Here is a 19,481-nt window from a genome sequence, read left to right on the forward strand (position 1 = left end):
TGTTGCACTATCCCTGGGGTCACCCCCGGCTGCCGTTAGCAGTTACCATTCCCTTATGGAGCCCGGACTTTCCTCAAGACAAAATGCCTCGCCGCCGTATGTTTTGCTCATTTGGACCAAGACAGTATAGCACAATCTGATGTTCGCGTCAATTTTCTGGATTTTTTCTGACCGTTTAAAAGATTTTTACTTGAATCACTCGCAAAAAGTGATTATAATTTTTTCCATAAGGCAGACAGTTGTGCATGTAGGCACAATGTACTGCGGAACAAAGGGGGAAAGGAAATGTTAAAAAACGAGTATTTGAAGAAAGTATACGCAGAAGTGGAATCTCGCAGTGCTAGTGAGAAGGAATTCTTGCAGGCGGTGCGCGAGGTGCTCGAGAGCCTGGAAGTCTATGTAGAGAGACATCCGGAATTGGAGCAATGGGGTGTTCTGGAGCGACTGGTTGAGCCGGAGCGGTTTATTCAATTCCGTGTTTCCTGGATGGATGATGCAGGAAAAGTACATGTCAACCGCGGATATCGTGTGCAGTTCAATTCAGCTATTGGTCCATACAAAGGTGGATTGCGTTTGCATCCTTCGGTCAATGCTTCGGTCATCAAGTTCTTGGGATTTGAGCAGATTTTCAAAAACAGTCTGACAGGACTGCCCATGGGTGGCGGTAAAGGTGGTTCTGACTTCGATCCCAAGGGGAAATCGGATGCGGAGATTATGCGCTTTTGCCAGAGCTTTATGACAGAATTGAGCAAGCACATTGGCCAGTTCACGGATGTTCCTGCTGGAGATATTGGTGTTGGTGCACGTGAAATCGGTTATATGTTTGGTCAGTACAAACGTCTGCGCAATGAAGTAACAGGCGTTTTGACAGGCAAAGGTCTTTCCTATGGCGGTAGCTTGGCTCGTACAGAGGCGACTGGTTATGGCTTGTGCTACTTCACTGAAGAAGCTTTGAATTGTATGAAAAATGACAGTTTTAAAGGGAAAACTGTTGTGATTTCAGGTTCTGGAAATGTTGCAATTTTTGCTACTGAAAAGGCGACGCAGTTGGGCGGAAAGGTTGTGGCATTGTCGGATTCCAACGGTTATATCTATGACAAGAACGGCATCAATTTGGATCTGGTAAAAGAAATTAAATTGGTACGCCGTGGACGTATTAAGGAATATGTGAACGAAGTAACAACTGCCGAATATCACGATGGCTGTTCTGGAATTTGGAGCATTCCGTGTGATATTGCCTTGCCTTGTGCAACACAAAACGAAATTGATGAGGCAAGCGCGAAATTGCTGGTGGCCAATGGCTGCAAAGTTGTTTGCGAAGGAGCCAATATGCCTTCTACTCCCGAGGCGATTAATGTCTATCTTGAGAATGGTGTGCTGTATGGTCCAGCAAAGGCAGCTAATGCAGGCGGTGTTGCGACCAGTGGTTTGGAAATGAGCCAGAACTCTTTGCGTTTGTCTTGGACTTTTGAAGAAGTGGATGAACGCCTCAAAGGAATCATGAAAAATATTTTCCACAATGCTTATGATGCCTCTAAGGCATGCGGTGTGGAGGGCAACCTGATGGTTGGCGCCAATGTGGCCGGCTTTATCAAGGTGGCAGATGCAATGTTAGCACAAGGCATTGCATATTGATTGCTTTTTCTATACAATTAAAAGCAGCCAGAATTTTCTGGCTGCTTTTTTGTTTTAAGGTGGTGAGTATGTGAGGCTTGAATTTTTGGTACACCAGCAAGAGAACGGGTTGTTTTTAAGAGATTTTCTCCGTTTAAAACGCGTATCTTCAGGATTGTGTACAGCTATTAAGCAGGATAGAGGCTTTTTTTGCAACGACACTGAAATACATACAAACGCCCGGGTCCATACTGGTGATCGTATTTGTTTTTGGCTTCCGCCCGAAAAAAATACCAATGTACAGCCTCAGGATATTCCACTCTCAGTGTTATATGAAGATGAGCATGCTATGGTGCTTGACAAGCCGCCGGGTCAGACAGTACATCCCACGAGGGGGTATAAGGCGGATACGCTTGCAAATGCTTTTTACGGAGAAATGGATAAACGTAAAAGCAGTACATTGTTTCGGCCAGTGAATCGGATAGACCGAGGAACTTCTGGCATGGTTTTATGCGCCATGAATGCATATGCAGCGCCGATTTTGGCAGCCAATTGCAAGAAAGTTTATTATGCAGTGGTAGAGGGGAGCGTGCCTCGCAAAAGTGGCATCATTGACGCTCCGATTGCGCATTGTCCGGATTCTATCATTAAACGACAGGTTGCAGCAGATGGAAAACCAAGTTGTACCGAATATGAGGTTTTGGGAACAAAAAATGGATTTAGTTTGATTCGTTGCATTCCCATAACGGGACGGACGCATCAAATCCGAGTGCATTTTTCATGGCTCGGTTATCCTTTGGCAGGTGATTCTTTTTATGGTGCAAAGGTTCATTTTGGGCGTCCGGCTCTTCATTGCGGAGAGTTAACGTTTTCTGTGTTTAACGAGGTGCGCGTACGTTTGCCTTTACCCCAGGATATGCAATTGTTCGTTGATGGAATGAGCGTCAGGCAGGCGGAAAATTGGCTTTTTAAAGAAAAGGTAATTGTTAATGATCTGTGAAAAAGAAGGTGCATAAAAGTTTTTAGGTTGCGCCGTCATTTTTTTCGTGTATAATAAAATAGTTATAGACTTTAACAATACTAAAGTGAAAAAAGGAGGCTCCGGCGTTGAAAAAACAGTGGAAACGTTATTTCCGCGACGGAGAGATATCTCCCCGTGCAGTCACGCATTTGCTGGGACGGCTGTTTTACGATACGGGCTATCATACCGAGTATTTTTTTATTAGTTTTGCAAGGGGCATTCGCCATATCATACATGGTTTCGCTGGCGTGTTCATTTGGATTTTCGGCTTACTGGGCGGTTTGCTGAAATCATTTTTTGGTACGATTTTGGAAGACGTGCTGGCTCCTTGGAAACAAATCGCTCAAGGTATGCGCAATCTTCGGACAATGATGCGCCAAGAGCGAGAGGCAGGCTCACAGGATGTTGCACAAAAGGGTTGGAACTACTTTAAAAGAGGTGTACGTGCGTATCGTGATTTGATTTGGAATGCACTAGCGTACTTGTTGCCTCTAGGTGCTAGTGCAATTCTTGTATTTACAGTTCACACGGTTTTAAGTTATACGTTTGCTCTTTCGGTAGAATATAATGGGCAAATAGTAGGTTTTATTGACAATGAGACTGTCTACGAGGATGCCCAAAATTTGGTTCAACAGCGACTACAGTCAGATGCAGACCGTTCCCAATGGGAAGGAGAGGCAACTTTTACATTGTCTGTGGTAAGCGATGAAGCTTTGTCCGATCAAGCTGAACTAGCTAACCGTATCATTGCCACTTCATCTGAAAAATTTGTTGAGGCCACGGGCGTCATGGTCAACGGCACTCTGGTGGGAGTAACGCAAGAAAGTGAAGCGGTAAATGAGGCGTTGGAACAAGCGCAGGCTCCTTATGAAAAACCGGGACAATCCGATTGGAGCGTACGTTTTCGACATAATGTGGAAGTAATTCCAGGTCTTTACTTTACCAATACCTTAATTTCTGCGCAGGAACTGGTAGATAGGCTGGTTGGAAATGCTCCGTTTACGTTGTCTGATGGTAGCACCGTTACAATGAATTGCTTGGAAGTGCAACAAATTCAACGGATCACTTATCAAGAGGAGATTCCGTATGAAACGGTTACCAGCCAATCGGCCGATTTAAGTTGGGGAGATGAAGTGATCCAGCAAGCAGGTGTGGCTGGGCAGACTGTAACGGCAGATGTTGTTTATGATATGAACGGTGTCGAGTTGCAGAAAGTGATACTTTCTCAAGAAGTTGTTTCAGAACCCGTTACAGAAATTATTTTGTATGGAACGCTCAATCAGTACAATGGCACAGTCGGTGAGCCGGGCGATGGGAATTTTATTTGGCCGGTTCCAGGCTATAGTGGTATTTCACGTGGTATGGGTTATGGCCATCGTGGATTGGATATTACCGGGGCCTATGGTAGAAAACGGAGCAGGTACTTCTAATTGGACTTATGGTTTGTTTGTCAAGATTGATCATGGCAATGGGTACACTACTTTGTATGCTCACTGTTCAGAATTGTTGGTTTCGGAGGGAGACTACGTCGTCAAAGGACAGCCAATCGCACGGATGGGCTCTACCGGAAACTCTTCTGGAAATCATTGCCACTTGGAATTTACCAAAGACGGCGTATTAACGAATCCGTACAATTTTATCAGTCCACCGTAATGCTCTTTTTATGCGCCGCAGGGAGATCTCCCTGCGGCGCTTTTTGGTATAACTATCAAACTAGATTTGCAAAATTTAATATTGCACGCTATAATATAAAGGCCTGCCTGCGCAGGTGTATTTTGGTAAAATGCATTAAAAATGAATTTTTACTTTTATTTTGATTAAAAGGCGTGTATACTAAAAGAGTTGTGACATACACTTGGTGGGGTCGGAACAGTTTCTCAAAGGAGAGTCGTAACGAGTGAAGAAATTTATCATTCACGGCGGGAAACCGCTGGTAGGCGAAGTGGAAATCAGCGGTGCGAAAAATGCGGCCGTGGCGATCCTTCCCGCCACCATTTTGGCGGCTGATAAATGTATTATAGAAAATTTGCCCAGCATCAGCGATGTAGGTGCCTCGGTGGATATTTTAAGTGCGATGGGTGCACAAGTTCGTATGCTGGACAAGCATTCTCTTGAAATCGATACAACGCATCTGCATGGGACAAGTGTACCAGATGATTTATCCCGGGCAATGCGAGCATCTTATTATTTTTTGGGAGCGTTGCTGGGACGTTTTGGCCGTGCGACGGTGGCTATGCCGGGTGGATGCGATTTAGGCCCGAGACCTATCGACCAGCATCTTAAAGCCTTTTCGGCGTTGGGTGCAAGGGATGCGGTAGACAATGGCATGATCGATGTTAGAGCATCTCGTTTAGTGGGCGAAGAGGTATTTTTTGATACGGTTTCTGTAGGCGCTACCATTAATGCGATGTTGGCGGCAGTGATGGCAGATGGTATGACTGTTCTGGAAAATGTGGCCAAGGAACCGCATATTGTTGATGTGGCAAATTTCTTGAATACCATGGGCGCAGATGTGCGTGGGGCTGGCACGGATGTAATTAAAATTCGAGGTGTCAAGCGCATGCATGGATGCACTTATTCCATTATTCCCGATCAGATTGAGGCCGGTAGCTATATGGTGGGAGCGGCCATTACCGGTGGGAATGTTTTGATCAAGAATGTAATTCCGAAACATCTTGAACCCATCACATCCAAATTGGAAAAAGCGGGAGCCGTAGTAGAAGAGTTTGATGATTCGGTTCGTGTCAGCCGTACAGGAGATATTGAACCTTTGAATGTCAAAACGATGCCTCATCCTGGCTTCCCAACGGATATGCAGCCCTTAATGTCGGTTCTGCTTACTCTTGCAAAAGGAACCTCCATTATCACTGAGGGAATTTGGGAGAATCGTTTCCGTTATGTGGATGAGCTTGCTCGCATGGGAGCGAATATTCAGGTTGCAGGACGTGTGGCAGTGATTGAGGGGGTTGCTGAATTGCAGGCAGCGCCTCTACGTGCTCCGGATCTTCGGGCGGGAGCGGCTCTTGTGATGGCTGCTTTGGCCGCAGATGGTATTTCAGAAATTGAGGATATTAGTCATATCGAGCGGGGCTATGAAGATATTGTTGAAAAGCTGCAAGGATTGGGCGCTGATATCAAACGTGTGGAGCGTCCGGCTAGCAATATGAGAAAAGTAATTTGAGGAAAGAGGAATCCTTCGGTTTGGACCGAAGGATTTTTTTCTGAGGGAGTTTTATGGCGCGTTTTACCACACTTTATTCAGGGTCGTCCGGGAATTGTGCATTTATCGAGGAGAATGGACGCTTTTTATTGGTAGATATGGGGAAAAGTTGTCGTTCTACGCTGACGGCGTTGAAGACGTTGGACGTTTCTCCGCGGGATTTGCTTGGAATTTTAGTGACACATGAACATTCGGACCATGTCGGCGGGTTAAATGTTTTCTTGAAAAAATATCCAGTTCCAGTTTATTCCAGTGCAGCGACTTTAGATGTTTTGGAAGAACGTGGAATTATACCGGCAGGTGTGTCTGCAATCGCGGTAGATGGCCGTGAAGAAGAGCTGGATGGCTTTTCGATTCAAAGCTTTTCTACAAGCCACGATTCCGTAGACTGTTGCGGATATCGAATTGTTACACCAGAGGGAAAGGTTGTATCGATTGCGACGGACCTTGGCTTTATAAGTGATGAAGTGATGGCAAATTTGTATTTTGCTGATCTTGTTGCGCTTGAATCGAATTATGATTTGAATATGTTGATGACGGGACATTATCCGTATTACTTAAAGATGCGAATTTCTTCAGAGCGTGGTCATTTGAGCAATGAAGAATGTGCACGTACTATTTTACGCCTGATGCAATCGGGGTGTAAAAATTTTAGCCTGTGTCACATTAGTCAGGAAAATAATACACCAGAACTGGCTTTGGCGACTGTACAGTGCATGTTGGCGACAAATGGATATATCCCGGATTCACAAACCAGAGTTCAGGCCGCTCGAAGACATGAGATATCACCGCTTTTTGAATTTTGAAGGGAGAGAACGCTTTGCAGTCAATCACCTTAATCGTTCTTGGAAAGCTGAATGCATCTTATTTTCGTGAAGCTGCAGCAGAGTATCAAAAACGCTTATCGGCTTTTTGCAAATTGAATATTGTTGAATTGCCGGAAGAAACAATTCGCGAAAAAAATGTTTCACAAAGCACGATTCAGAAAACGCTAGAGAAGGAAGCACAAGAGATCTTGCGTCATGTTGTGAGACCTGGCGTTTTGGTAGCGATGTGCATTGAAGGTAAACAGCTTAGCAGTGAGGAACTGTCCGTTTTTCTTGAACAGAGGGCAATCAGTGGAGAGGGAAGTGTAACGTTTGTAATCGGCTCTTCACACGGTTTGGCCGATGCCGTCAAGAAACTGGCGGACTATAGATTTTCAATGAGCAAAATGACCTTTCCGCATCAATTGGCACGAGTTATGCTGTTAGAACAGATTTATCGGGCGTTTTGCATACAAAGCGGAAACAAATATCATAAATAATAAAAAACAGCGCTCTGCCTAGTTTGAAAAGCAGAGCGCTGTTTTTAAATATCGCCGGAGCGACGAAGCTGCACCACAATGGTTACAGCAATTGGAACACCGAATAGGCCTACGATTCCAAATAGATAAGAGCCAACAAACATGCACATAAGAGTGACCAGTGGGTACAAGCCAATTTGCTTTCCTACAACACGTGGTTCGAGTGTTTGACGTACAACGGTAATGATTGCATACAATACCAAAAGACCGATTCCCAATGGAAAGTTTCCTAAAACAAGATTAACAACGCCCCAAGGAATCAAAATAGTTCCTGTCCCTAACACAGGGAGAATGTCTACAACGGCTGTACCGGCGGCAATCAAAATGGCATAATCAATTTGTAACAGTGAAAGTCCAATGCTCAGTTCGATAAACGTTAAAAAGAGAAGAATCGCATATGCTTTGCCGAATTTTAAAAGAACGTCGATGCCATGTTCCTTGATTTTGAACAGAACCTCTTTTCCGCGGGGTGGAATCAGGCCAACAATAAAGGACGTGATTTTGTAATAGTCTACTACACAGAAAAACGAGGCGATGATTGTAATTAAAAAATTGACTAGGAATGCGGGAAGAGAACTAGCGGCGTTGGTAGCAATGCTTAATGCAGCAGAGGAAATAGCGGCAATCAAATCGCCTAATCCGTCATTCATGCTTTCACCGATGCTTGCGATAACATCTCGTGTGGATTCATCAAATCCTTGCATGAATTGAAGCAAAATGTCTTGAACAGACGTAAGAGCAGGATCGATGACATTAGCATATACAGTAGGAAGCATTTTAAAAGTATCGCTTAAAAAGATGACAGCTTTGCTTCCTAAAACGATCAATAACGTGGAAAGAAGGATGTAAAAAACGATAAGTGTGAGTATGGCAACGACCCGACGGCTTTTTTGCGTTTTGTCAGAAATTTTATTGATAACTGGCTTGAGAAAAAACGCAATTAAAAATCCGACCATAAAAGGAAGAAGAATCGGGACAACATATTTTAAGACAATAAAAATAAGGCCAATAATGATACAGTAAAAGACAAAGCGAATGATGAAATTGCGCATTTTTTCAGTAGACATGGACGTTCTCCTTTGGTAAGTCTAAACTTATTATAGTAAATTTTTCAAAAAAAATATAGAATGCGAAGAAAAATAAGTGTAAAAATTATGCGAGAAAATAAAAAAACACTCCCTCTGAAAGAGGGAGTGTTAAAAGATGTTATGAAAGAGAGATTTCTTCGCCGTTTATGAGAAGCTTACTAACATTTTCTGGAAGCACAGGAATTCTAAAATCATGTTGAACGGTAAGAGTGGAAGTGCCATCGTCTTCAAATGAGAAGATGGTAGAGGAAACATAAAATTCGATCTCTTGGCCGTTTTCGTCGTATGCCTGCACCGTTGGAGTTTCTCCGTTCGCCTGCAGCCCTTCGCCATGAATGGATATTCCGAGGGGAGAAAGTGTCACTTCTGTATAGTGGACAGAATCAAATGTTATATCACAAGGGAAAGATGCCTGCTTGTAGACACTATCCAGGGTAAAAGTAACGTGCCAATTACCGCGTACAGCACTGCCGTAAGAAAGGGCATCGAAATACAGCGAAAAATCGTCCAAAGATTGGCCAGCAGGAACAGGCAGAATATATTCGATGTATTCACTATAATCTGCGTTCAGTTCTGAATATTGCTGCCCAAATTCTAAAGTCCCGCTTCCTGTATTTAATTCCTGTCCGTTGGAATCAAGCAAATAAAGATCGGCACGAGCATAGCGCCCAAGTTCGCTTATTTTTACTTGTACGTGAACAGAGTTTTCGACAAATCCGACAGCGGTGATTGTTCCCCAGGGAAGATTGGGGTTCCAACCTTCAGGAAGCTCAGATTTTTCTAACACCGGCGGCGTTACATCGCCGAAGGGAGAACGTCCGTCTGAAGTGTATACGACGGAACTGCCGTTAATATTAATGCCTTCCTGCAGTGCATATTCAAGGTTGCTTAATTCGCCAAGTGGATATCCGGTATTTTGACGGTGAACATTTTCCATTTCGTTTAATAGGGTTTTGACTTCTACGGTAATGGGTTTTCCGTCCAATTCGTCAATTCCATAACCGGACAGACGGTAGATGGCTATACCAGTGCTGGGGTCAAAGTCAACCATTGCAACATCACAAGGGCCTAAGGTTCCGGCAATTTGCAGATTGGACAAAACTGTTTTTTCATTGATACGAGATCCTTCCTGATCGCGTAGGGCGAGGTAAACAGTAACTCGTTCATCGTCATTTACAGCAGCCAATACTTGCATCTCGATTCCTTCAGATACGCAGGAAAGTTCTACAGGCTGCATCAATGAAGAAAGCTGAATGCCGGCTTTTTCAAAAAGACGCTGAAGGGGAGGAAACGAAGCTGCAAGGACACTTACACTGAAAACGAATGTAAATGCGGCCGCCACGGCCAACGCTACAACTTTTCTAAACGGATGGGTTTTGCGCCGTGGAGAGAGAAAAACAAGAGATGAGGTGTTTTCGGATACGTGCAATGCGTTCAGACGGCGATCCAATGCCTGTTGAATACGCTCATGGTTAGTCATCTTCGTACCAATCCTCCAATCTCTTTTTTAATTGTTCTCGAGCACGTTTTAAACGTACAGAAACTGTTGATTCGGGAGCCCCAACCACTTTTGCGATGTCGCTGATTTTCATGTCATGATAGTAAAACAGAAGAATAACTTCCCGGTAATGCGGTTTCAGACGCATAATTTCCAGTAAAAGAGTATCATCTTCGTGCGTTTCACTGCTAGTTGGAATTTCAGCCAAAACTTCTTGGACATTGACTCGGCGATGCCACGCACTGCGCAAATAATCTTTGCATACATTGATAGCAATGCGCATAATCCATGTTTTTTCACTAGAATTAGCATTGAATTTATCGTAATTACGATAAATTTTTAGGAATGTATCTTGAACAGCATCCTGTGCCAAGTGAACGTCTTTTAAGTAAATAAAACAAGTACGCAGCAATGTGTCGCCATATTCTCGTACAATTCGCTCCATATCGGGTGGGGTCTCACAAACCGGGAGCTGCGGTGGTGCCATTTTCGGCGTCACCAGCCTTTCTAATAATGATACGTTACAACTTGGAAAAAACTTTCACAAATTTTTAGCGTAAGAAAAGAACTTGTTAAAAACCAAGTAGTACTTTTCCATTATAACTGGTTTATTTAAAATAACAACAGGTGCTTGCGTGAAGGCATCTACGGCATTAAAATGGAATAAAACAAATAACACCCGGAAGGCGGTTGATATAGTATGAGAACCATTGTAGAGTTGTACGATAAAGAGCCTTTGGAAAATGTGTTATCGGCCTGTATCTTCCAGCCGGAAATGATTGTGTATATTTGTGACGCCAGGGACTCTTCCTTGCGAAAAGAAACAGCGGTGGAACGTTTTTTTAAAAGTAGAGGGCTACAGACAGTATCCAGATTTTACTACATCAATACCTCCGACATTAAGGCAATCGAGAAAACAATGGAGGCAATTTGTAAAGATTATCCGGACTGTGTATTTGATTGCACAGGTGGAAAGGATTTGGTTTTGCTTGCTGCGGGGATTTTTTGTCGAGAACACAATGTGCCGGCTTATTACATTGATATAGATCGAGGAAGGTTGTCTAATCTCAATGGCTGCGAAGGTTTATCTAGCCGATTTTGTATGCCGCAGCTTACAGCCGAAGATGTTTTTGCTTTGGCCGGAGCCAAGTTGGTTGGTTATGGCCATTTTACACCGGAAGAAATGGACGAAGATTTTGAGAAAAGCATTCCCGATGTGTGGGAGATTGTACTAAAAAATCCGGATGCGTGGGGGGCGACAGTCGGGTATTTTCAGGCGGCAAGTGTTGGAAAAAAAGATGAAGATTTGTTTGTTGATGCGAATACGGTTATTCGTGTCAATCAACAGATAACAGCACGTTGCAATGAGAGTATTTTGGAACGGCTTATGCAATGCGGGGTTATCTTGGATTTGAAAATAGAAAATGGGCATGTCCATTTTCGTTATCGGGATATTAAAATTAAAAAATGTCTTCAGAATCATGGAATTTGGTTGGAGCTGTACGGGTATTTGGCTGCAAAACAAAGCGGTCTATTTAAAGATGTACGAACAAGTGTCATAGTGGACTGGGATAATGCTCGCGGAAAAACCCCAAGTACGAGAAACGAGATAGATATTCTTGTAGTGCAGGGAATAACACCGGTTTTTATCTCCTGTAAGATGGGGGTGCCTTCGCCCCTGGCGCTGACAGAGATCAAGATTCTGAGCGAGAAATTTGGCGGTGGGCGCACAAGAACGGTTATGCTGACGGCAGCTAATGTGCATGAAGAAAATCGCCCGCTGTCCCAACGTGCAAAAGATTTACAAATTACACTTTTAGATAGAGGAAATTTGCAGCGAGGTGAATTTGTACAGAGCCTTCAAAGGGTTGTAGCTAAATAAGGAAAAAAGAGAGACAGCATTTGCTGTCTCTCTCTTTTTGTTAATCCAAAGGAATCGCTAAACAGCGTTCTCCGTCGAAACTTCCAAGCTGAGCACATACAATTTCCCCTTGTTTGTGGCCGGGAGCATGAATCAAAACTGGAATATATTCTTTGGTGTAGCCAGTGTAACGATCCTTGGCAACTGGCTTTTCTAATAAAACATCAACAGATTGTCCTTTGCGTTCCTCTATAATTCTGCGACGGACAGAATCCGCCTCTTTTTGTAAAATATGATTCCTCTCTGCTTTTATGGATTCATCGATCTGATTGGGCATATCGTAAGCGGGAGTGCCAAAGCGGCGTGAGTAAGAAAAAACGTGTACTTTTAAAAATCCAATTTCATGAACAAAAGCGATTGTTTCGGCGAATTCAGCATCCGTTTCCCCAGGAAAACCTACAATGATATCCGTTGTGAATGTAGCACTTGGGAATGCTTTGCGAAGCTTTTGAACCACAGACCGATACTCATCTGTGGTGTATACACGACGCATTCGCCGCAAAGTGGCGGTACAACCGCTTTGCAAAGAAAGATGAAATTGGGGACAAAGTTCGGGAACGGCTGCCAATTGTTGGATGCAGTAATCGTCCAATAGATCCGGCTCTAAGCTACCCAAGCGGATTCGTTCAATTCCGTCTATTTGTGATGCTCGCTGTACAATGTGCCAAAGACTGCTTTGAATATCTTGTCCGTAGCTTGAAAGATTAATTCCGGAAAAAACGACTTCACGGTATCCGGCTTTTGAAAGAATTGCCAATTCTTTTAGTACGTTTTCTTCCTGTCGGCTACGCACATTTCCGCGTGCGCGGGGAATAACGCAATAGGCACAGCGGCGATTGCACCCATCTTCGATTTTCATAAATGCACGTGTATGTCCGGCCAAAGCTTCCATAGGAAGCTCTTCAAACAAATCTTTTTGCTGATGAGGCGCAATATCTACAATACGCTCCCGAGTCTGCAAAAATTGAAGAACATCATCCAAAAGATGAGCGCGATTTTTGCTGCCAGTTATAACGTCTGCTTCCGTAGCGCCAGCAGCTTCTTCGGGAAATGCCTGCGGATAGCAACCGGTTAGTACAGTAACGGCCTCAGGGTTTTGCCGTTTGGCCCGGCGAAGCCACTGCCGGCTTTTTTTATCTCCACCGGAAGTAACTGTGCAACTATTTACCACGTATACGTCGGCCTCTTCCGTAGGGGCAGCCAAAGAAAATCCGTTTTCGCAAAATAATTGCATAAGCGCGCCTGTTTCGTTTTGGTTAACTTTGCAACCTAAAGTATAAAATGCAATTTTCAAGTCGTCACCTCATTATTTTGTAGTTTTATTATACAAAAACGCGGATAAAATCACAACCCATCCTCATATGATTGAGTGAAATCATCGAGGAGGGATATAGGTCATGAAAAAAACTGTCGTTTGGAAAAAACTGGCGGCGTTTATATTGGCGTCGGCGTTTGTTTTAAACTGTGCCCTGCCGACTGCTTTTGCACAGGATTCCACGGAGGGAACCGGTGCAGTACTGAATCTGCCCTGCCGAAACGCAATTTTGGTCAATATGGATACGGGAACGGTATTGTATGAACAGGGTGCGGATGACGAGGTTCCAATTGCATCGATTACAAAAGTGATGACCTTGCTTTTAACATTGGAAGCCGTGGAGGCGGGAAAGGTTTCCATGACGGATATTGTTCCTATTTCGGAGCATGCCTATAATATGGGGGGGAGTCAGATTTGGCTGGAGCCTGGCGAACAGTTTACATTGGATGAATTGATCAAAGCGATTTGTGTTTGTTCGGCAAACGATGCGGCCGTGGCGGTAGCGGAATTTGTAGGAGGATCGGAACCGGTTTTTGCTGAAATGATGAATGCCAAGGCGCAAGAATTGGGAATGGAACACACTCATTTTGTAAATGCATGTGGATTGGATGCGCAAGGTCATTATTCTTCGGCACGAGATGTTTCTGTTATGTCGATGGAATTGTTAAAACACCCAAAGATTTTGGAATATTGCGGAATTTGGATGGATAGTCTCAGAAACGGTGAAACCCAGATGGTCAATACCAATAAGCTGCTAAAAAGCTATCCGGGAATTACCGGATTGAAAACGGGAACAACCAATGGGGCAGGTGTATGCATTTCCGCTTCTGCCGAAAGGGACGGTATGGGGTTATTGGCGGTGGTGCTGGGCTCTCCCTCCAGCGCCGAACGTTTTGATGCCGCCACGCAGCTTTTGGATTATGGCTTTGCCAATTATGAAACTGCGGATTTTCCTGCGATTGCGGGGCAACTGCAAACTTTGCCGGTCAAAGGCGGAGTGGCACAGCAAGTATCACTTGAGTACGCGGTGCCGGAAAAGATTTTATTGAAAAAGGGAGAAGGGCAGACGTTGACCGCAGAGGCCACATTGCCATCGCAATTGGATGCTCCGGTCCCACAGGGAGAGAAAGTAGGAGAGGTAACCCTGCGAACAGATCAAACTGTTCTTGGAACCTATCCAATTGTTGCGACGGGTGAAGTTGCCAAAATGGATTTTTCAACGGCATTTTCTATGCTTTTTAGGGCGATATTTACTTTATAAAAATCGATGCCTTCAATTGACACCAGACAGACCTTCTGATATAGTTAATATATAAAAATTCAAGGTTCGGAGGTTTCTGTATGAGTGTCAAAATGAATGGCAAACATCTTGCTCCGTTTATCAACGAAGACGAATACACCGCGATTTTTCCGCAGGTGAAAGTTGCGCATGAACTGCTTCATTCGGGCAAGGGTCTGGGAAATGATTTCCTTGGCTGGGTGGATTTGCCGGTTAATTACGACAAGGAAGAGTTTGCGCGAATCAAAAAAGCTGCGGAAAAAATTATTTCTGACAGTGATATTTTGGTTGTAATTGGTATTGGTGGAAGTTACTTGGGTGCTCGTGCGGCGATTGAAGCGCTAAAGGGAACTTTGTATAACAATACTTGTAAGAAGACACCTCAGATTTTTTATGTCGGCAATTCGATTAGCCCTTCTTATTTGCAGGATGTGATTGCCCTGTGCGAGGGCAAAGATGTCTCTGTGAATATTATTTCAAAATCTGGTACGACGACGGAGCCGGCAATCGCTTTTCGTGTTTTCCGCAGTATGCTGGAGAAAAAGTATGGTAAAGAGGGCGCAAAGAGCCGAATTTATGCGACTACGGATAAGGCGCGTGGAACTTTAAAAGAGTTGGCGGATAAAGAAGGGTATGAGACATTTGTCGTTCCCGACGATGTAGGAGGCCGCTATTCTGTTTTAACGGCGGTGGGTCTGTTGCCCATTGCGGCTGCTGGCTGTGACATCGATAAGTTGATGGAAGGTGCTGCTGCTGCGCGTGAGGCGTTGGCTGTTTGTGACGAAAACAATGACTGCTATCGTTACGCTGCCACTCGTAATATCCTTTATCGAAAGGGCAAATCGATTGAGCTGCTCGCTTGCTATGAGCCAAACTTTACCTTGATGAACGAATGGTATAAGCAACTGTTCGGTGAGTCTGAGGGCAAAGATAAAAAAGGACTTTTCCCGGCTAGCGTGATTTTCTCTACGGATCTGCACTCTATGGGACAGTTTGTCCAGGACGGCGCCCGAATCATGTTTGAGACAGTTGTTGATATTAAGAATCCGCAAAAGGATTTTTACATTGAGACAAGCGAGGAGAATTTTGACGGTCTCAATTTCCTTGCTGAGCAAAACATGAGCGTTGTAAATCGTAAGGCGATGGAAGGAACCATTCTGGCACACACAGACGGGGGAGTGCCCAATGTGCTGTTAGAGGTCGATAGCCTGACCGAATTCGATTTGGGATATCTTATTTACTTCTTTGAAAAGGCATGTGCCATCTCTGGCTATTTAATGGGTGTGAACCCGTTTAATCAGCCGGGAGTGGAGAGTTATAAGAAAAATATGTTCGCTCTGCTGGGAAAACCTGGCTATGAGGACCGCAAGGCGGAACTGGAAGCGAAACTTCGTTAAATGCACCGGATGGTGTCAAAATAAAGGAGGCATTCCTATGATTCAACTGATTATTGGCGGCAAGGGTTCCGGCAAGACGAAAAAAATGATTGACATGATTAATGAGAGCGCTAAGACGACTCCCGGCAACATTGTTTGCATTGAGAAGTCCATGAAGCTCACTTATGATATTGACCACAACGCGCGTTTAATTGATGTGGATGAATATAAAATTGAAGGCTATGAAATGCTCTACGGATTCATGGCAGGCATTTTGGCAGGTAACTATGATATTGTGGAAATCTATCTGGATGGTGTGTTAAAACTTGGCAATCATGACATGGAAGGTTTGGGCACATTGTTAGATAAGGTGAACGCTCTGGCTGGCGACTCTGTAAAAGTGGTCGTAACTGTTTCGGCAGATATGGCACAGTTGACAGACGGTGTAAAAAAATACCTGTAATTTTAGAGTTACAAAATGCAGGGGCCAAAGCAGGGCCCCTGCGTTTTCTGTTGTCAGGAGTGCGCTTTTTTCTACAAATAGTATTGACAAATAGATGCTTTGCAGTTATAATAGCTAAGCGACCTTTTGAGGAGTGTGCGTATGCTTTTTGATGTCAAAAAGATTTTCAATGCATATGATGCACCTATAAAAGTAGAGGAAAAAATCGACCTTTCGCAGGAGAATTTTCCTGGCTATGAGGTGCGTGATCCTGTTCGGGCTATATTTGAGGCAGAACTCAATGGGAAGATTTTAGATTTTAAAATCTTCTTGGAAGCGCAAGTGGACTATGAGTGTGCGCGTTGTCTCGAGCCATCGCAACAGATTTTTCGTGTGGATCGAGTTTATCCGATTCGGGAAACAGATTTGTCTGATATTGACGCTGAATTGCCTTTTTTGCCGGATGGAAAGTTAGACACACACGAGCTTGCTTATTCCGAGCTTTTGCTCGAAGTACCGACAGTGCTGCTTTGCAGCGATGACTGTGCAGGGCTTTGCCCCATTTGCGGCAGAAAAAAACCATGTGCTTGCACGCATGAAACCAACGATGCCGTGGATGAAAGGCTATCCATATTAAAACAACTGCTATCTTAAATGATTCACACAATGAGGAGGTGCTTACAGTGGCAGTACCCAAGAGAAAGGTTTCCAAGGCAAGACGCGATAAGAGGCGCTCCTCCGTGTGGAAGCTGACTGCGCCCACACTGGCAAAGTGCACACAGTGCGGCGAGTATAAACTTCCCCATCAGGTATGCGGCAATTGCGGCTACTACAAGGGCAAGGAAATCGTGAAAAAGGAAGCGTAATTGGCTTCCCGCAGAAAGACATGGGGAAGGGGAACCTTCCCCTTTGTTTTTTATTTGGATTTTGTAGGAAAGGATGTGCCACGGTTGGCGGTACGCATCACAGGTGTGGAAAAAGGATCACCGGCAGAAGCGGCGAAACTTTCGGGTGGAACGTTGCTTTCGATTGATGGAAATGAAATCAATGATATGCTAGATTACGAGTTTTATTCATCCGGTTCCCATTTGGAACTAGCTGTGATGAGAGACGCGAAGCTGGAGTACCTGCAGATAGAAAAAGCAGAATATCAACCGCTGGGCTGCAATTTTGAAAGTTATTTGATTGATAAGAAACATTCTTGCAAAAATAAATGTATGTTTTGTTTTATCGATCAGATGCCTAAAGGCATGCGTGAAACGCTGTATTTTAAAGATGATGACGAGCGGCTATCATTTTTATTTGGAAATTACGTGACGTTGACCAATCTTAATGCGCATGAAATTGAGCGTATTAAAAAAATGCATATTTCTCCAATCAACATTTCTGTTCATACAGTGGAACCGGAATTGCGTGTAAAAATGATGAAGAATAAACACGCTGGAGAAGTGCTTAGTTATATTGATGAGTTCGCACAAGCGGGCATTGAAATGAATTGTCAACTGGTGCTTTGCAAAGGAATTAATGATGGGGATCATTTAAGAAAAAGCATTGAGAAATTGGCGAGTCTTTATCCGGCTATAAAAAGTATCGCAGCTGTGCCAAGTGGGTTGACCAAGTATCGAGAGGGGCTTTATCCTTTAGAACCTTATGACAAACAGAGTGCTTGCGAGGTACTGGACATTATTGACGAATATGGCGATCGTTACGAAAAAAAGTACGGTGTACGCATAGTTTATCCCGGAGATGAGTGGTTTTTATTGGCAGAACGCCCAATTCCTGAGGATCGCTATTATGGTGAGTATCCGCAACTGGAAAATGGAGTGGGAATGTGGCGTACCCTCCATGACGAATTTATGGGGGCTCTTCCGGATCAAAAATATCCAATTTTTTCACGGCGTATTGATGTGGCAACTGGAACGTTGGCCGCGCCTCTGATTCGCATGCTCACAGAGACCTTGCATTCGCTACATCCCAACATTCATGTGACGGTACATGCTATTCAAAATAATTTTTTTGGCGGGAACGTTAGTGTGGCCGGATTGGTTACAGGACAGGACTTAATTGCGCAACTTAAAGGAAATTTAAAAAGTCGGGTTTTAGGAATTCCCGAGGCGATGCTTCGTGAGGAAAAGGATCGCTTTTTGGATGATGTAACGATTGAACAGCTTGAAAAGGCACTGAAGGTAAAGGTTCGAATTATCCCTCAGAATGGTGAAGAGATGCTTCGGGAGTTAATTCGATAAAAAGAAAGGATTGTATATGTCGAAACCAATTGTAGCCATTGTAGGGCGTCCCAATGTAGGAAAATCGACTTTGTTTAATAAGCTGATCGGACAGAGATTGGCAATTGTGGAAGATACGCCGGGCGTAACAAGAGATCGGTTGTATGGAAATTGTGAATGGCAAAATCATAATTTTCTTTTGGTCGATACCGGTGGAATTGAACCGAGCATTGACGATGGAATTTTGCTGCATATGCGTCAGCAGGCTCAGCTTGCAATCGATACGGCACAGGCCATTTTGTTTGTTACAGACATTCGTGCTGGCGTGACGGCTCAAGATACAGAGATTGCAAATATGTTGATGCGTTCGGGCAAGCCGGTTGTGCTCGTGGTGAATAAGGTGGACTCTTTGGGTGCGCCTCCACTTGAACTTTACGATTTCTATAGTCTCGGCTTGGGAGAACCATATCCGGTTTCCTCTGTGCATGGACATGGGACAGGGGACGTGTTGGAAAAAATTTGTGAATATTTGCCCCAAGAAGCGAATGAGGAAGATGAAGATGATCGTATTACGGTTGCGGTTATCGGACGTCCCAATGTAGGAAAATCAAGTTTGGTAAATTTTATCCTCGGCGAGGAACGGATGATTGTTGCCAATGAGGCTGGCACGACGCGTGACGCGGTGGACAGCGATGTGGAAAATACTTACGGCAAATTTGTATTTATTGATACAGCCGGACTCAGAAAAAAAGGAAAAGTGGAGGACGGAGTCGAAAGATATAGTGTCCTGCGTAGCTTGGCCGCAGTTGAGCGTGCTCGTGTTTGTGTGATTTTGATTGATGCAACAACAGGTTTCACAGAGCAGGATTCAAAAGTAGCTGGATTTGCCCATGAGCAGGGAAAGGCATGTATTGTGGCGGTCAATAAATGGGATGCAGTTGAAAAAGACGATAGGACCATGCAGGAAATGCGTAAAAAGCTCGAAAATGATTTTAGCTTTATGGCGTACGCTCCTATTATTTTTATTTCGGCTAAAACGGGGCAGAGAGTGGACCGATTGTTTGAGCTTATTAAGTATGTGGATGGGCAAAATGCGTTGCGCGTCACAACGGGAGTACTGAATGATTTATTGGCTCG

General features: G+C 44.1%; 19 protein-coding genes. 15 read left to right on the forward strand and 4 right to left on the reverse strand.

Going from position 1 to position 19,481, the window contains the following annotated elements:
* Window positions 1-285: 285 nt before the first annotated feature.
* The 7 genes from gdhA (at window position 286) to rlmH (ending at window position 7,161) form a co-directional block, all read left to right on the forward strand.
* On the forward strand, window positions 286-1,635 hold the full coding sequence (gene gdhA, locus AB5H98_RS07890; RefSeq protein ID WP_367925369.1) for an NADP-specific glutamate dehydrogenase: 1,350 nt from the start codon (window positions 286-288) through the stop codon (window positions 1,633-1,635).
* A gap of 70 nt (window positions 1,636-1,705) precedes the next feature.
* Window positions 1,706-2,614, forward strand: a complete 909-nt coding sequence (locus tag AB5H98_RS07895) for an RluA family pseudouridine synthase (RefSeq protein WP_367925370.1) — start codon at window positions 1,706-1,708, stop codon at window positions 2,612-2,614.
* A 107-nt stretch (window positions 2,615-2,721) separates the two neighbouring features.
* Window positions 2,722-4,065, forward strand: coding sequence for a G5 domain-containing protein (locus tag AB5H98_RS07900; protein WP_367925371.1), 1,344 nt, complete (start codon window positions 2,722-2,724; stop codon window positions 4,063-4,065).
* Window positions 4,037-4,288 carry a M23 family metallopeptidase gene (locus tag AB5H98_RS07905; RefSeq protein WP_367925372.1) on the forward strand — a complete coding sequence of 84 codons (252 nt, stop codon included), beginning with the start codon at window positions 4,037-4,039 and terminating at the stop codon, window positions 4,286-4,288. Before AB5H98_RS07900 ends, AB5H98_RS07905 begins: the two co-directional genes overlap by 29 nt.
* A 244-nt stretch (window positions 4,289-4,532) precedes the next feature.
* A complete protein-coding gene (locus tag AB5H98_RS07910; RefSeq protein WP_367925373.1) occupies window positions 4,533-5,816 on the forward strand; it encodes a UDP-N-acetylglucosamine 1-carboxyvinyltransferase in 1,284 nt (427 codons plus the stop codon).
* A gap of 53 nt (window positions 5,817-5,869) precedes the next feature.
* On the forward strand, window positions 5,870-6,661 hold the full coding sequence (locus tag AB5H98_RS07915; RefSeq protein WP_367925374.1) for an MBL fold metallo-hydrolase: 792 nt from the start codon (window positions 5,870-5,872) through the stop codon (window positions 6,659-6,661).
* A gap of 14 nt (window positions 6,662-6,675) precedes the next feature.
* Window positions 6,676-7,161 carry a 23S rRNA (pseudouridine(1915)-N(3))-methyltransferase RlmH gene (gene rlmH / locus AB5H98_RS07920; RefSeq protein WP_367925375.1) on the forward strand — a complete coding sequence of 162 codons (486 nt, stop codon included), beginning with the start codon at window positions 6,676-6,678 and terminating at the stop codon, window positions 7,159-7,161.
* A gap of 44 nt (window positions 7,162-7,205) precedes the next feature.
* On the opposite strand, the gene ytvI is transcribed toward rlmH, so the two are convergent.
* The 3 genes from ytvI to AB5H98_RS07935 all read right to left on the reverse strand — a co-directional run bounded on the left by ytvI (window position 7,206) and on the right by AB5H98_RS07935 (window position 10,231).
* Window positions 7,206-8,267 carry a sporulation integral membrane protein YtvI gene (gene ytvI / locus AB5H98_RS07925; RefSeq protein WP_367925376.1) on the reverse strand — a complete coding sequence of 354 codons (1,062 nt, stop codon included), beginning with the start codon at window positions 8,265-8,267 and terminating at the stop codon, window positions 7,206-7,208.
* 139 nt (window positions 8,268-8,406) lie between these two features.
* Complete coding sequence (locus AB5H98_RS07930) at window positions 8,407-9,768, reverse strand: hypothetical protein (RefSeq protein ID WP_367925377.1); 1,362 nt, start codon at window positions 9,766-9,768, stop codon at window positions 8,407-8,409.
* Window positions 9,761-10,231 (reverse strand): sigma-70 family RNA polymerase sigma factor, encoded by a 471-nt coding sequence (locus AB5H98_RS07935; RefSeq protein ID WP_367925378.1) that lies wholly within the window; start codon window positions 10,229-10,231, stop codon window positions 9,761-9,763. The genes AB5H98_RS07930 and AB5H98_RS07935 overlap by 8 nt, the downstream gene beginning before the upstream one ends.
* Window positions 10,232-10,486: 255 nt before the next feature.
* Between AB5H98_RS07935 and AB5H98_RS07940 the strand changes: the two genes are divergently transcribed.
* A complete protein-coding gene (locus AB5H98_RS07940) occupies window positions 10,487-11,668 on the forward strand; it encodes a DUF1887 family CARF protein (RefSeq protein WP_367925379.1) in 1,182 nt (393 codons plus the stop codon).
* Between the two features lie 40 nt (window positions 11,669-11,708).
* Here the strand turns inward: AB5H98_RS07940 and mtaB are convergent, their stop codons facing one another.
* Window positions 11,709-13,001 carry a tRNA (N(6)-L-threonylcarbamoyladenosine(37)-C(2))-methylthiotransferase MtaB gene (mtaB, locus tag AB5H98_RS07945; protein WP_367925380.1) on the reverse strand — a complete coding sequence of 431 codons (1,293 nt, stop codon included), beginning with the start codon at window positions 12,999-13,001 and terminating at the stop codon, window positions 11,709-11,711.
* A 103-nt stretch (window positions 13,002-13,104) separates the two neighbouring features.
* Between mtaB and AB5H98_RS07950 the strand changes: the two genes are divergently transcribed.
* The 7 genes from AB5H98_RS07950 to der all read left to right on the forward strand — a co-directional run.
* On the forward strand, window positions 13,105-14,283 hold the full coding sequence (locus tag AB5H98_RS07950) for a D-alanyl-D-alanine carboxypeptidase family protein (protein ID WP_367925381.1): 1,179 nt from the start codon (window positions 13,105-13,107) through the stop codon (window positions 14,281-14,283).
* Between the two features lie 80 nt (window positions 14,284-14,363).
* The gene (locus tag AB5H98_RS07955) at window positions 14,364-15,698 is read left to right on the forward strand and encodes a glucose-6-phosphate isomerase (RefSeq protein WP_367925382.1); all 1,335 of its coding nucleotides are present in this window, start codon (window positions 14,364-14,366) and stop codon (window positions 15,696-15,698) included.
* Window positions 15,699-15,735: 37 nt separating this feature from the next.
* Entirely contained in the window at window positions 15,736-16,140 is a 405-nt protein-coding gene (locus AB5H98_RS07960) for a hypothetical protein (protein ID WP_367925383.1), read from the forward strand.
* A 141-nt stretch (window positions 16,141-16,281) separates the two neighbouring features.
* Window positions 16,282-16,773 (forward strand): DUF177 domain-containing protein, encoded by a 492-nt coding sequence (locus AB5H98_RS07965; protein ID WP_367925384.1) that lies wholly within the window; start codon window positions 16,282-16,284, stop codon window positions 16,771-16,773.
* Between the two features lie 29 nt (window positions 16,774-16,802).
* The gene (gene rpmF / locus AB5H98_RS07970) at window positions 16,803-16,985 is read left to right on the forward strand and encodes a 50S ribosomal protein L32 (RefSeq protein WP_349214864.1); all 183 of its coding nucleotides are present in this window, start codon (window positions 16,803-16,805) and stop codon (window positions 16,983-16,985) included.
* A 75-nt stretch (window positions 16,986-17,060) separates the two neighbouring features.
* A complete protein-coding gene (locus tag AB5H98_RS07975) occupies window positions 17,061-18,365 on the forward strand; it encodes a DUF512 domain-containing protein (protein ID WP_367925386.1) in 1,305 nt (434 codons plus the stop codon).
* Between the two features lie 16 nt (window positions 18,366-18,381).
* Window positions 18,382-19,481, forward strand: a 1,100-nt coding sequence (der, locus tag AB5H98_RS07980) for a ribosome biogenesis GTPase Der (RefSeq protein WP_367925385.1), incomplete at its 3' end; no start/stop codon positions are given.

The sequence above is a fragment of the uncultured Ruthenibacterium sp. genome (assembly GCF_963558415.1).
Classification (GTDB): Bacteria; Bacillota; Clostridia; order Oscillospirales; family Ruminococcaceae; genus Ruthenibacterium.

Excerpts from the sequence above, each read along its gene's own strand:
- gdhA (WP_367925369.1), top strand. The coding sequence starts at position 286 with ATGTTAAAAAACGAGTATTTGAAGAAAGTATACGCAGAAGTGGAATCT.
- AB5H98_RS07960 (WP_367925383.1), top strand. The coding sequence starts at position 15,736 with ATGATTCAACTGATTATTGGCGGCAAGGGTTCCGGCAAGACGAAAAAA.
- AB5H98_RS07955 (WP_367925382.1), top strand. The coding sequence starts at position 14,364 with ATGAGTGTCAAAATGAATGGCAAACATCTTGCTCCGTTTATCAACGAA.
- AB5H98_RS07915 (WP_367925374.1), top strand. The coding sequence starts at position 5,870 with ATGGCGCGTTTTACCACACTTTATTCAGGGTCGTCCGGGAATTGTGCA.
- AB5H98_RS07950 (WP_367925381.1), top strand. The coding sequence starts at position 13,105 with ATGAAAAAAACTGTCGTTTGGAAAAAACTGGCGGCGTTTATATTGGCG.
- AB5H98_RS07940 (WP_367925379.1), top strand. The coding sequence starts at position 10,487 with ATGAGAACCATTGTAGAGTTGTACGATAAAGAGCCTTTGGAAAATGTG.
- ytvI (WP_367925376.1), bottom strand. The coding sequence starts at position 8,267 with ATGTCTACTGAAAAAATGCGCAATTTCATCATTCGCTTTGTCTTTTAC.
- AB5H98_RS07905 (WP_367925372.1), top strand. The coding sequence starts at position 4,037 with ATGGTAGAAAACGGAGCAGGTACTTCTAATTGGACTTATGGTTTGTTT.
- AB5H98_RS07965 (WP_367925384.1), top strand. The coding sequence starts at position 16,282 with ATGCTTTTTGATGTCAAAAAGATTTTCAATGCATATGATGCACCTATA.
- AB5H98_RS07935 (WP_367925378.1), bottom strand. The coding sequence starts at position 10,231 with ATGGAGCGAATTGTACGAGAATATGGCGACACATTGCTGCGTACTTGT.
- AB5H98_RS07930 (WP_367925377.1), bottom strand. The coding sequence starts at position 9,768 with ATGACTAACCATGAGCGTATTCAACAGGCATTGGATCGCCGTCTGAAC.